Raw genomic sequence first — 12,774 nt, 5'->3', positions numbered from 1 at the left:
ACGAAGACGTAGCGAGGGCCCGTTCGTGTCTGGAAACGACCCATTCGGCCCCGCCATCAGTCCTCCGGACAGAATTTCCAACATAGCAAGGCCGCACAATGCCTCCTGGACAGATTGCAATGATAGCCGTCATCTTTGACCTGGATGGAACTCTCGTCGATAGCGAGAACCAGCACTTCGCGTCTATGTCTGACGCATGTCGTTCAATGGGATGCGAGCTGTCTCCGGATCTGGCTTCGAGGTTGTCTGGCCTCAGCACGGATGCCTGTCACGCTCTGCTTCAGCGTGAAGCGCAGCTTGTCGGTTCCTTCGACGATTTCGTCGATGCCAAACACAGGTACTATCTCGATCGCGCATCAACGTTGACCATACGCGCTGGTGCTGAAGAAGTGCTCTCATTTCTCGCGCGATCGAGCATTCCATTTGCCATCGCGTCCAACTCTAGCAGGACTGTCGTCGACGCAAATCTTGCTGCCAGCGGGCTGGATTCCACCAAAGTCATTTCGATCAGCCGGGACGATGTCGAGTTCGGGAAGCCACATCCCGATCCATTCCTCAAGGCCGCGGCATTGCTTGGCGTGGATCCGCAGTCATGTGTGGCGGTTGAAGACAGTGTGCCCGGCGCGATTGCGGCCCACGCCGCAGGCATGCAGGTGATCGGCTGGCCAGAACCGCATCGTGCCCAGATCATCTTCCCCAGTGGGACGCGCCTAGCCGATCCCAATGACCTTTACGCCACACTGGTGCACTATTTTGAGCGGGTAAGTTGATCGCGGCCGCTTGAACTGGCTCTCTCAGCCGATCCTTGAATTTGCCTTCATCAGGTCCGACTGCTTAAAATTCGCGATCAGCTAAAGCGGCTCAAGTACAGGTAGGCGTTTTTGGCAAACTGCTCCGGGTGCTCTGGATCATCGTGCTCAGCTATTAGAAGTCGTGCACCCTCCTGGACCGCGCTTCTTATCAGCAAAGGCAATACTAAAATCCCGTCCCCGACCTCCGCCCACACATATCCCCTATTTTCGGAAGATATGGCGACGTCTTTTATATGCGCGGCGACCAGCCTTGATTTCAAGCGACGGAGCCAGACGCTCGGATCTGCACCACCGAAGCGTATCCAGCCGATGTCTGCTTGCCATCTCAGCAGACCACTGTCGTCCGCGCGGAACAGTTCTTCGATGGGCGACCGACCTGAATTGAGGATGTCAAAGCACTCTCCACCATTATGGAAGCCAAGTTCGATGCCGCTGCCAAAAAATCGTTCTGCCAGAATACCGAGACAAGCTCCCGCTCGTGCCCATTGAGAAGCGTCCCGCACCTTTTGAATTCGCAAATCGTGTACGAAGACACTTCGTATTCCTACGATGAGGCAGGCGTCAAGAATGGCGCCGGCGTTGTCGATGAGGAACTGATACTCGACGTGCAGCGTCGTGCATTCCAGCCCCCGGACATCCAGCATTGTTCTGAAGATCGACGGTTCATTGATATGGTGCAGGCATTCGACCATCTTGAAACCGGCGTTGCGAGAGGCCTCAAGCTGTGCATCGATGGATCCTAGGCGTCTCATCGAGAAAAGCTGCAGCGCTATCGAAACAGACGCGTGACCCCACAGCGCCGTGTTTGGCGCTTCGACCATCGACGGAACCGACCTCGAACCTATTGCTGAGACCATCTGATGCAGCAGCGCTCCCGTGACCCCTGAGATCGCCCGGAGCTTAGCCGGACTGATCGCAGCAGCGCAAGGACGTGAGGATCAGCCTGCCGTTTCTCGCAGTCACAGCAGCAGCTTATCCTCCAACCAGTTTCCTCAATGTCAGAGGAAACGGGTCATTGCGCGGCCTGTCGGTTCTCACCGGAGAGTATGGTCATGAACTGCTCGACGATTCTCTCGGGTGTAGCAGCGTCGATCGTTATCACGTCATCCTCGGTCGAAGGATCTTCCAGGGTGTGGAACTGGCTCTCGATCAACGCGGCGGGCATAAAATGCCCAATCCGACAGCCAAGTCGCTGATTGGCTTCTTCACGGGAGATTCTCAGATAGAGGAATGTCACCGTACAGCCTGCGAGTGATCGCAATTTATCCCGGTATCGCGCTTTCAACGCGGAGCAAGTGATCACCGGCGGATCATGACTATCGGAAGCTAAGGCGCGACCGATGGTTTCTAGCCACTCAGCCCTGTCATTATCGGTCAGCGGTGTGCCAGCGGTCATCTTTGCAATGTTGGTAACGGAATGAAGCTCATCACCCTCCACAAACGTCTGTTGAAGCCGAGCCGCGACCAAGCGTGCAACCGATGTCTTCCCGCATCCTGACACTCCCATCACGATTACTGGTATCTTGTGCATTTGTCGTGCGACCATCATGCAGTCTTCTCATGCCTGTGAGGTAATTTTCCGCCTACGGCGATGCCTCTTTACCCTTAAGCCAACGCTTTACAGACCAGTACCAATTCAGAAGTTGCCGTGCGGCATAAGGCGAGAAATAGCGGAACGTGGACATTTCTTGGGTCTCCAATGGTGTCAAATGCAGCGGTCAACCCCGACCGCGACGGTTGCGATAGACGTCAACCGTCACTGCGGCGACAATGATGACGCCCTTGACGATCTCCTGGTAGTAGGCGTCAACGCGCAAGAACGTGAAGCCAGAGGACATTACCCCCAGGATGATGACGCCGATGACCGTCCCAGTGATCCGTCCGATCCCGCCGGCTAGCGACGTTCCGCCGATAACGGCTGCTGCAATTGCGTCAAGCTCGTAGTTGACGCCCATGCCGGATTGCGCTGTTTGGGCACGCGCTGCGGTGACGATTCCAGCGAGTCCGGCGAGCATGCCGGCTATCGCATACACCTTGACCAGGTGCGCCTCCACATTGATGCCCGACACGCGCGCGGCCTGCATGTTCGAGCCAATAGCGTAGGTGAATTTGCCATATCGAGTGTACTTCAGGGCGACATGGAAAATAATTGCGACCACGATGAACACGACGACCGGCCAGGCACCGGAGCCGATGAAGGTGAACTGGTCAGTCAGACCAGAGATTGGCTGGCCCTTCGTGTACCATTTGGAAATGCCTCGCGCTGCAACCATCATACCGAGGGTGGCAATGAACGGAGGTATCCGAGCATAGGCAACAAGGGCACCGTTGATGAGTCCGGCTATCGCTCCGAGGATGATGCCGACGCTAATCGGCACGATTGCCGGCATGTCGGTGAAGCCGGGATATAAAGCCCGTGTCCATTCGGAGGATTGCGCTACGCTCGCAGCGATCATTGCGGTCATGGCGACCACGGAGCCTGCCGAGAGATCGATGCCGCTGGTGATGATTACCTGCGTGACGCCAACGGCGATGATGCCGACTACGGAGACCTGCAGGATCGTGATCGTCAGGCGTTGCGTGTTTGCAAGAAAGCTCTGGCCGATGAATATCCAGCCCATTGCCTCATAGATCAGGGCAATCCCGACGAGGACAAGGAGGATGTTGAGTTCCTGAGGAGGCTTCCATCTCTGCATAGCAGGGGAGGGCGCAATGCGAGTTTTTTCAGCGAGATTCTTTTCCATCGGAGTTGTTCCCTTATTGGTCCGATCAACGGGATGCCAGTTCCATTACGGCGACCTGGGTCGCATCGCTCCGCGGCAGGATGCCCGTCACCTTCCCTTCGTGCATGACCAGGACGCGATCGCTCATCCCCAGGACTTCGGGAAGCTCGGACGAGATCAGAATGACCGCTGCGCCGGATTTGGCGAGACTGGAAACGAGACCGTGGATTTCCGCCTTTGCGCCAACGTCGATACCCTTTGTCGGCTCGTCGAGAATGAGGATCCTTGGTGCGGTGAGTAGCCACCGCCCAATCAACACCTTCTGCTGGTTCCCACCCGACAGGTTCTGGATGCTCACGTTCAGGCCAGTCATCTTGATGCGCAGCCTACGCGCCATTTCGGCGCAATCCACGGCGACAGAGCCGCCCTGTACGAAGCCCGAGCGTGTATAACGGGTTTGTAGTGCTGCGATCTGCATGTTTTCGAGAATGTCGAGCGCGAGAAGACAACCTGTTTCCTTGCGATCCTCGGTGAGAAAGGCCATGCCGTGCGCAATCGCATCGCTTGGCTTTCTGATTTGTACACTCTGTCCGGCGATGCGAATTTCGCCGGATGTCGGGGGGGTGACCCCGAAGAGGGCTTCCGCAACGTTTGAGCGCCCCGACCCTATGAGCCCGGCCATTCCGAGGATCTCGCCTGCGCGCAAATCGAACGAGACGTTGGAGAAAACACCTTCGAGATCGAGGTTTTTCACCGACAAAAGGACGTCGCCCAGTTCAACGTCCTCTTTGGGAAACATCTGAAGGACTTCTCTGCCCACCATCCGCCGGATGATTTCGTCGCGACTGATGGTGCTGGCCGAATGCGTCGATATATATTTGCCGTCGCGGAAGATGGAGATTTCGTCAGAGATTTCCAGGATTTCGTTCATTTTGTGCGAAATATAGACGACACCTTTGCCTTCGGTCCTCAGTTCCCTGATGATCTCGAAGAGATGGCTCACCTCCCGATCGGTAAGGGCCGAAGTCGGTTCATCCATGATCAAGACTTCGGAATCATATGAGACAGCCTTGGCGATCTCGACCATTTGTCGGCTGGCGACCGACAGGGTTCTGACCTCGCCATCCGCCCGGACGTTAATGCGAAGGCGCTGGAGAAGATCGTTTGTGATCCGGTTCATCTTCTTGTGGTCGATGAACCCGAACGCATTGCGCGGCTCTCGCCGTATCCAGATGTTCTCGGCCACGGTCATGGAGGCCATCAGGTTCAATTCCTGATGGATCATGGCGACACCCTTCTCGAGCGCATCCAGCGGCGTCGAGAGCATAACCTCTTTTCCCTTGAGGTGTAGCGACCCAGCGTCCGGCTGATAAATTCCTGCAAGGATCTTCATCAACGTAGATTTGCCGGCGCCATTTTCACCCATCACGGCGTGGACGCTACCGCTCCGGAGGTTGAATTGCGCGCCGTCAAGCGCGACCACGCCTGGAAACTCTTTCCGAATGCCTTGCGCACTGAGAAGCAAGGCCTGTTCGGCTGTGGGATCGGCCAATGTAACGTCGCTCATGACAATTCCTCCGAAAATAAATTGCGCGCGACTTGTGGTCGCGCGCAAATTGTGAACCTTACTTAAGGAAGTTCGCGAGATTGTCCTTGGTAACCAACGTCAGATTCGAATAGATCTTCTTCTCGGTGGGCTCGCCCTTCACGACCTTTAGGATCGCGTCTAGTGCATCCTTGCCCTGCACCGCTGGATCCTGCTGTACGGTTACAGCCATGTCGCCGGCTTTCATTGCAACGAGAGCGTCCTGCGTGGCGTCGATACCTGCGACAACAACGTTTTTCGTGGAGGCTCCCGATGCCTTCAATGCCTGGATGGCGCCGAGGGCCATCTCGTCGTTGTTTGCGATGACGGCGTCGAACTGCGTGCCGGCCGTGAGCCAGTTGGTAACCAGATCGAGAGCGTTCGTTCTCTGCCAGCCAGCCGTCTGTTCCTCAACGATCTTAATGCCCTTGCACTCATCCGATTTGAAGACGTTGTGAACGGCCTCGGTTCGGCCGCGAGCGACAAGCGTGCCCAGTTCACCCATCAGGATGACAGCATTGCCCCTGCCGCCCAACGCTTTGCAGACGGCGGTGGCTTCAAGTGTGCCCGCCTCGATCTGATCGGATCCGACGAATACCTGCTTTGCCGGCAGCTTGTCGATGTTGCTCGGCTGGTTGTTCGCAAAGACCATGGGAATTCCGGCATTTTCGACGGTCTTTGAGATCGTCACGCCAGCGTCTGCTTCGACAGGAATGACGATAATTCCATCGACCTTGCTGGCGATGAAGTTGTCGATCTGGCTCTGCTGCTTGGAGACATCGCCTTGCGCATCTTCGATCAGCAGCTTGACGTTACCGAGCTCCTTCGCGCGTGCTTCCAGGCCGCTACGCAGAATTGCGAGAAAGTTGTCATCGAAACGCTGCATGCTGAAACCGATCGTGGTTTCGGCGTGCGCGGATGCAGCGATGCTTGCTGCGAATACGGCTGCGAGTGCGAATTTCTTCATGTTCCTGCTCCGGTGTGTGGGTGATCATTCTTTGCCCGTTTTTCTGTTTCCTGCCGGAGCCCTATACGGGTAGGCGCTCACGGGGCGCACACGTCCCCAATCGCGGCAGTCCACAGACAGCCTCGGTTTGGGTTGTGTGGGGGAGTTTGCGTCGCTGGGTGCTCGACATCGGCCGAGAACCTGGAGTTTTGCGATAATTCTTCGAGCGGAGCGGCCACCTTCTCCCAAAAGGAAAGCCACCCCTTCGATAGGTGAAACGATAAACTTGACATTTGGTTTGTGTCAATCGCCATGGCTGTGAATTATTATAAAATTTTGAAATTGGCTCCATTCCGGGGGAATTGTAGTCATCAGCCCCGGATAATCGGCGCATAAAGGCGCAAAAAAAATTTGACAACAAGTTATCGAGGTGTATCGTTACACTAACCAAGCGAGACTTGTCGGAGGACGCACATGTCCTCTGTCGCATCCTTCCTTCGGTGATATCCTTGTCGCTCCAATAGCCTGGACGGCCTGATCATGGATGATGAACATATGGAAACCACACGGCCGAAGCGAAGCGAACGGCGATCGAGTGCTCAGGGCGCGACATCGGTAGATGTTGCAGCCGATCGCGCGACCATTCAGGATGTGGCCAAAGCCGCCGGCGTCTCCAATACGAGCGTCTCGAATTACATGAACGGCAGGCTGGAGCGGCTGGGTCTGGAAACAAGGGCGCGGATCGCGGATGCGGTGGGACGTCTCGGTTTCAAGCCAAATCAAGCCGCCCGGCAGTTGAAGACCGGTAAAACCAAGGGGATAGCGCTCGTTGTTCCCAGTATCGTCAATCCGTTCAACGGCCAACTGGTTTTCGCGATCGAGCAGGCTGCGGTCAAGGCTGGATACGCTGTCCATCTCTGCAACACGATGCGCGACAATGCAGTCGAAAAGCGCTTTCTGGAGAACCTGGTCGGTTTGGGTGTCAGCGATCTGATCACCATTGCGCCGCTGAGTGCCCGGAAAGGCTTTTACGGACCGCAAAGTGATTTCTCCGTTGTCGCGATTGACGCGGACCGGTCGGATCTTCGCCTCCCTCGCCTCGATACGATCAACTTCAATCATGAAGTAGCGATCGATCTGGCAGTGGAACACCTGTACGAACTCGGGCATCGCCGCATTGCTTACGTCACGGATCCGATGATCACATACAGTCGCCGCAAGCGTCTGGCTGGTTTTAAGGCCGCCATGGCAAACAGAGGCCTCCAGGGCGATCTGGTCGTATTGCTCGATGCAGATCACGGAGCGCGTGATATCGCTGACGCCGAGATGCTGGAAGTTGGCCGAAGTGCGGCACCGGAGGTGCTGAAACTTCGCCCTCGGCCAACTGCTGTTGTGGCTTTCAATGATATGATTGCTCTCGGTCTCCTCGCAAGCTTCAGACAAGCTGGTCTATCCGTGCCCGGCGACCTCTCCTTGGTTGGAATAGACGATGTCTGGGTCAGTCAACTATCTTATCCGGCGTTGACGACGGTACGCCAACCCATCGAGGCGATGGGCGCGGCGGCCGTCGATCGGATCATAAACCATTTGGCAGGGGCTGTCGGGGGAGGTTCCGACACGCTTTTCCTGCCCGAACTCACAGTGAGGGAGACATGCGGAGAACCGTCCAGCTAAGCGCGCGGTAACAGCAGGTCCCAACAAACAACCAAACCTCCCCATGACTTTGAGCAACTGGCCGGCACATCGCCGCGCCTTAGAGAGAAGGCTTTGCTTGATGGATATCAATTCCCACGCCAAGGGCTTGAGCACGGGGCTTCGGCTTGCCTGCGACACCGGCGGCACATTCACCGATCTGGTCGTGGAGGACGGCGAAACGATTCGACTGTTCAAGGCGTCTACCACCCCGGATGATCCGGTTCGCGGCGTGCTCGATGCCTTGCAGCTCGCGGCGGATCACTACAAGCTTGACCGCGGCACATTCCTCAAACGCGCCTCCATGTTCATTCATGGCACTACCCGCGCAATCAACGCGATCATCACCCAGAAGACGGCCAAGACCGCGTTCGTAACGACAAAGGGGCACCGGGACATTCTGGTGATCCGTGAGGGCGGTCGGATCGAGCCCTTCAACTTCACCGTCGCATATCCGGAGCCATATGTACCACGCCGTTATACGTTTGAGGTCAACGAACGAATTGACGCCCGCGGCAACGTCGTCTCCGAACTCGACGAGGCCGACTTCATGGAAACGCTGAAGCGCCTGAAAGACCTGAAGGTCGAGGCAATTGGGGTCTGCCTTCTCTGGTCGGTTACGAATTCCGTCCATGAGTTGCGCATCGGCGAGTTGATCAAGCAGCACCTTCCGGATGTTCCCTTCACCCTGTCGCACCAGCTCAACCCGACACTGCGCGAATATCGCCGCGCATCGGCCACCGTCATCGATGCGTCGCTGAAGCCGTTGATGTTCCGCTATCTCGACAGCCTCACCAATCGTCTGAAGGACGCGGGGTTCGATGGGCGCACGCTGATGGTCACCTCCAGCGGTGGTATCATGGATGCGGAGGCCGTCGCACGAGCGCCGATTCACTCGATCAATTCCGGTCCGGCCATGGCACCGGTCGCCGGCCGCTACTATGCAGATCGCGATTTCGGAAACCCGATCGCCATCGTCGCGGACACAGGTGGCACCACGTTCGACGTTAGCCTCGTGCGCGACGGCCGTATTCCGTGGAGCCGGGAAACCTGGATTGGCCAGACAACGCGCGGCCATATGACTGGCTTCCCCTCAGTCGACATCAAGAGCATTGGTGCCGGCGGCGGTTCGATTGCCTGGGTCGATGACGGCGGTATCCTGCAGCTTGGTCCCCAGAGCGCTGGCTCGACGCCTGGCCCAGTCGCCTATCGCCGCGGTGGCACCGAGCCGACGGTCACCGACTGCGCCATCATTCTTGGATATATCGATCCGGACTTCTTCCTTGGCGGCGCGATGGTTCTCGATCGTGCCGGCGCGACCGAGGCTCTGCGTACCAAGGTCGCTAATCCGCTCGGCATCAGCGTCGAGGAAGCTGCGGCCTCGGTTCTCAAGCTCTCGACAGAGAAGATGGTCGGCGCTGTCGAGGAAATCACGGTCAATCAGGGTATCGATCCGGCATCTGCACTGTTGATCGGTGGCGGCGGCGCGGCCGGCCTCAATGCGGTTGCAATCGGCAAGCGCCTGCAGTGCGCTGGGGTACTGATCCCGGAAGCCGGCGCGGTGATGAGTGCTGCCGGTGCGTTGATGTCGGAGCTTTCATCCGATTACGCACAATTGAACTTCACGACCAGCGGCAAGTTCGACGGCGAGAAGATCAATACGGTGCTCGCTGAGTTGGAAGCCCGTTGCCAGAGCTTTGCGGAGGGCCCCGGGGCGAATGCGATCGAGCACAAGATCGAATTCTCGGTCGAAGCGCGTTATCCGCACCAGATCTGGGAGATTGACGTTCCCTTGCCGTCCAGCCGGATTTCCTCTGATGGCGACCTGCAGGCGCTGAAATCGGCATTCCATGAAATGCACCAGCGTATCTTCGAAATCTCCGATCCGGATTCCGAGGTCGAGTTCGTTACCTGGCGGGCGAAGGTAAGCTGCAAGCTGAAGGAGGCGACCTCAGGATCGCTACCACGTGAAGGGGGCTTCAGTGGCGGAAAGGCATCCCGGCCGGTCTATTTCAGTGAGACAGGTTGGATCGACGTCCCGGTTCACCGCTTCGAAGCGATGGCTCCCGGCAATCCGGCGCCCGGTCCTTCTATCGTCGAATCCTCATTCACCACGGTCGTCATCGATCCGCAGACCGTAGCCGAACGCACCGCCGGCGGCGGCTTGCGCGTAACATTCTAATCAGGAGTCGCACATGACCAGCTCCCCTTCGAAAAATGCTCCCGACGGTGTGCAGATGGCGATGATCTCCAGCCGCATGGAGACGATCGCCCGCAAGATGCAGAACACCATCTTCCGGACAGCACGATCCGGCATTCTCAACACCGCGCACGACTTTTCGTGCGTCGTGCTGACGGCAGATTGCCAGATGCTGTCGGCCGCAGAAAGCCTGCCGAACCACACACTGATCGGCCCGGACCTGATGTGCCAGGCTGTGCTGAAGCACCATCCCATTATGAAGCGCGGCGACTGCTTCCTGCACAACAGTCCTTATGAGGGCAATTCTCACGCCGCCGACCACTGCATGATTGTTCCGGTCGTCGATGACGGGGGCGTTTTGCGCTTCTTCGTCCTAGCGAAGGCGCATCAGGCCGATTGCGGCAACTCGCGCCCTTCCACCTATCTCGCCGACGTCAAGGACGTCTACGAGGAAGGCGCGCTGATCTTCTCGGCGACGAAGATCCAGGAAGACTACAGAACCAACCAGGACATTGTGCGCATGTGCGAGTCTCGTATCCGCGTACCGGATCAATGGTGGGGCGACTTCCTGGCGACACTCGGTTCTGTTCGTATCGGTGAACGCGAACTGCTGGCGCTCGGCGATGAACTTGGCTGGGATGTGCTGGAAGGCTACGCGTCGCGCTGGTTCGACTATTCCGAGCAGAAGATGATCCAGGCCATCTCGAAGCTGACGACGGGCAAGATCACGCTGCATTCGGCACATGACCCCTTCCTTGGCCTGCCGGACGGTATTCCGGTCAAGGTGGAGGTCGAGATCGACGCGGAAAATGCCCGCATCACGGTTGATCTCACCGACAATCCCGATTGCCAGCCCTGCGGTCTCAACCTGACCGAAGCGACCTCGAAGAGTGCTGCCATGATCGGTATCTTCAATGCGCTCCTTGATCATCGTGTGATCCCGAACTCCGGAAGCTTCCGTCGCATCGACGTGAGGCTCAGGGAAAATTGCTGCGTCGGCATTCCGCGTCATCCGGCATCCTGTTCTGTTGCAACAACCAATCTGGCCGACCACGTGACTAACCCGGTGCAGCGTGCGATTGCGGAGTTGTCAGCAGGTTACGGTCAGGCGGCTACGGGGCCGATCCAACCGCCCGGCATGGGTGTCATTTCGGGACGCGATCCGCATAACAAAGACGAGCCATTCATCAACCAGGTCCATATCGGCGTAAGCGGCGGTGCCGGTACGCCAGTCACCGACGGCTTCCTGTCGATCATCCATGCGGGTAATGCCGGCATGTGCCGTATCGACAGTGTCGAGGTTGACGAACTGCATCATCCGATCCTGATCGACGATCGGCATCTGATAGAAGATAGCGAGGGTGCCGGTACCTATCGCGGCGCCCCGTCCATCTACAGCGAATATGGCCCTTGGGGTGGGAGTGAACTGACCATTCTCTATGCCGCGGACGGCACGGTTACGCCGGCAGCCGGTACGCGAGGTGGCGGCTCGGGTGGTACCTGCCGAGCGGCCATGCGCAAGGTTGACGGGAGCGTTGTCGAGCTACCCCCATGCCATGGCATCACGCTCAAGGCGGGAGAAAAGATCATCTCGCATTCGGCAAGTGGCGGCGGCTACGGCGTGCCAACCGAGCGCGATCCGGCTCGGGTCATCCACGATCTGGCCGAAGGCTGGATCAGCCTCGAACGCGCCCGCGACGTCTACGGCGTTGCCGTCGTCGGCTCGCGCGCCACGGATGATCTGGCACTTGACCCCGTCGGAACGGAGAAATTGCGCAGTAAGGGCAGGCCGCTCGCCGCAGCGAGCTAATCAATCGAGATCCTGCTGGGACCCCTTGTCCAGCTAAGAGGCGCCAGCATCGGAGCCAAGCTAAAGGTAAATAGGTGAGGACATTCTCTCATGTCGGATTTGGACTGGAGCAGCGGCGCTGCCTATGTCGACGGTCAATATGTGCCGCTCAAGGATGCCAAGATCCCGGTGACCGAATGGGGATATCGCCGTTCCGATGTCACCTATGACGTTGTCGGCGTCTATTATGGCGTGTTCTTCCGTTTGGACGACCACGTGAAGCGTTTTCGGGCGTCGATGGAAAAGCTTCGTATGAAGCCGCAGGAAAGTGACGATCAGATTAAGGAGATCCTGACCGAGATCGTCAAACGCTCGGGTTATCGAGAAGCATATGTCGCGATGGATTGCGTTCGCTCTCGCCCACCCCGCGGCGTGCCCCTACACCCTGCTTATGGGCGCAGCTACCTTATGTGCCACGTGTTGCCTTGGGTGTGGGTCTTCACACCGGAGCAACAGGAGCGTGGCGTTCACGCGATCATCGGCACCCCCGAGCGGATTGCGCCAGAATCCTTCGATCCGACGATCAAGAATTTTCATTGGGGCGATCTCACCCGCGGTAACTTTGAGGCACATGAACAAGGTGCCGAGACCGCCATTCTGCTCGACCGCCACGGCCATATCACGGAAGGTCCAGGCTATAACGTCTTTGCGGTGTTCGAGGGCAAAGTTGTCACACCGCGCTCCGGCGCGCTCGAAGGCATTACACGCAAATCGGTAATCGAACTTTGCCAGATGCTCGGGCTTGATTGCGAGCTTCGGGACATCACGCGCGCCGAGTTTGAAAATGCCGACGAAATTTTCTGCTCAACGACAGCCGGCGGCATCATGCCGATCAGCAAGCTGGGCAGCCGCATTCTCGGAAATGGCCGACCGGGTCTGGTCTCGACCCGTCTCAAGGACACATTCTGGGAAAAGCGCAAGCAGGGCTGGCATGCCACGCCCATCGCCTATGAATAACAGCGTTCAA

General features: G+C 57.7%; 10 protein-coding genes. 5 read left to right on the top strand and 5 right to left on the bottom strand.

Going from position 1 to position 12,774, the window contains the following annotated elements; translation table 11 throughout:
* Positions 1 to 119 precede the first annotated feature (119 nt).
* The gene (locus C5J24_RS12685; protein WP_172723940.1) at positions 120 to 770 is read left to right on the top strand and encodes an HAD family phosphatase; all 651 of its coding nucleotides are present in this window, start codon (positions 120 to 122) and stop codon (positions 768 to 770) included.
* A 77-nt stretch (positions 771 to 847) separates the two neighbouring features.
* On the opposite strand, the gene C5J24_RS12680 is transcribed toward C5J24_RS12685, so the two are convergent.
* From C5J24_RS12680 to C5J24_RS12660, 5 genes are all read right to left on the bottom strand, one after another.
* On the bottom strand, positions 848 to 1,633 hold the full coding sequence (locus C5J24_RS12680; protein WP_172723939.1) for a sugar phosphate isomerase/epimerase: 786 nt from the start codon (positions 1,631 to 1,633) through the stop codon (positions 848 to 850).
* A 191-nt stretch (positions 1,634 to 1,824) separates the two neighbouring features.
* Positions 1,825 to 2,361, bottom strand: coding sequence for a gluconokinase (locus C5J24_RS12675; RefSeq protein ID WP_105418287.1), 537 nt, complete (start codon positions 2,359 to 2,361; stop codon positions 1,825 to 1,827).
* A 169-nt stretch (positions 2,362 to 2,530) separates the two neighbouring features.
* Positions 2,531 to 3,508 (bottom strand): ABC transporter permease, encoded by a 978-nt coding sequence (locus C5J24_RS12670; RefSeq protein ID WP_245437547.1) that lies wholly within the window; start codon positions 3,506 to 3,508, stop codon positions 2,531 to 2,533.
* A gap of 73 nt (positions 3,509 to 3,581) precedes the next feature.
* Entirely contained in the window at positions 3,582 to 5,108 is a 1,527-nt protein-coding gene (locus C5J24_RS12665; protein ID WP_371412640.1) for a sugar ABC transporter ATP-binding protein, read from the bottom strand.
* Positions 5,109 to 5,160: 52 nt separating this feature from the next.
* Positions 5,161 to 6,087 (bottom strand): substrate-binding domain-containing protein, encoded by a 927-nt coding sequence (locus C5J24_RS12660; protein WP_105418281.1) that lies wholly within the window; start codon positions 6,085 to 6,087, stop codon positions 5,161 to 5,163.
* 519 nt (positions 6,088 to 6,606) lie between these two features.
* Here C5J24_RS12660 and C5J24_RS12655 point away from each other — a divergent pair.
* From C5J24_RS12655 to C5J24_RS12640, 4 genes are all read left to right on the top strand, one after another.
* Positions 6,607 to 7,740, top strand: coding sequence for a LacI family DNA-binding transcriptional regulator (locus tag C5J24_RS12655; RefSeq protein WP_105418279.1), 1,134 nt, complete (start codon positions 6,607 to 6,609; stop codon positions 7,738 to 7,740).
* Between the two features lie 100 nt (positions 7,741 to 7,840).
* Entirely contained in the window at positions 7,841 to 9,940 is a 2,100-nt protein-coding gene (locus C5J24_RS12650) for a hydantoinase/oxoprolinase family protein (protein ID WP_105418277.1), read from the top strand.
* Between the two features lie 13 nt (positions 9,941 to 9,953).
* Entirely contained in the window at positions 9,954 to 11,768 is a 1,815-nt protein-coding gene (locus C5J24_RS12645) for a hydantoinase B/oxoprolinase family protein (protein WP_105418275.1), read from the top strand.
* A gap of 90 nt (positions 11,769 to 11,858) precedes the next feature.
* Positions 11,859 to 12,764, top strand: a complete 906-nt coding sequence (locus C5J24_RS12640; RefSeq protein WP_105418273.1) for an aminotransferase class IV — start codon at positions 11,859 to 11,861, stop codon at positions 12,762 to 12,764.
* Positions 12,765 to 12,774: the final 10 nt, after the last annotated feature.

Source organism: Neorhizobium sp. T25_27 (assembly GCF_002968565.1).
In the GTDB taxonomy this organism is placed as follows: domain Bacteria; phylum Pseudomonadota; class Alphaproteobacteria; order Rhizobiales; family Rhizobiaceae; genus Neorhizobium; species Neorhizobium tomejilense.
The sequence above is the reverse complement of the archived record's forward strand: the minus strand, read 5'-3'. Positions and strand labels throughout refer to the sequence as shown.

Coding starts and splice junctions, on each gene's coding strand:
- C5J24_RS12685 (WP_172723940.1), top strand. CDS start 120: ATGATAGCCGTCATCTTTGACCTGGATGGAACTCTCGTCGATAGCGAG.
- C5J24_RS12680 (WP_172723939.1), bottom strand. CDS start 1,633: ATGGTCGAAGCGCCAAACACGGCGCTGTGGGGTCACGCGTCTGTTTCG.
- C5J24_RS12675 (WP_105418287.1), bottom strand. CDS start 2,361: ATGATGGTCGCACGACAAATGCACAAGATACCAGTAATCGTGATGGGA.
- C5J24_RS12670 (WP_245437547.1), bottom strand. CDS start 3,508: ATGCAGAGATGGAAGCCTCCTCAGGAACTCAACATCCTCCTTGTCCTC.
- C5J24_RS12660 (WP_105418281.1), bottom strand. CDS start 6,087: ATGAAGAAATTCGCACTCGCAGCCGTATTCGCAGCAAGCATCGCTGCA.
- C5J24_RS12655 (WP_105418279.1), top strand. CDS start 6,607: ATGGATGATGAACATATGGAAACCACACGGCCGAAGCGAAGCGAACGG.
- C5J24_RS12650 (WP_105418277.1), top strand. CDS start 7,841: ATGGATATCAATTCCCACGCCAAGGGCTTGAGCACGGGGCTTCGGCTT.
- C5J24_RS12645 (WP_105418275.1), top strand. CDS start 9,954: ATGACCAGCTCCCCTTCGAAAAATGCTCCCGACGGTGTGCAGATGGCG.
- C5J24_RS12640 (WP_105418273.1), top strand. CDS start 11,859: ATGTCGGATTTGGACTGGAGCAGCGGCGCTGCCTATGTCGACGGTCAA.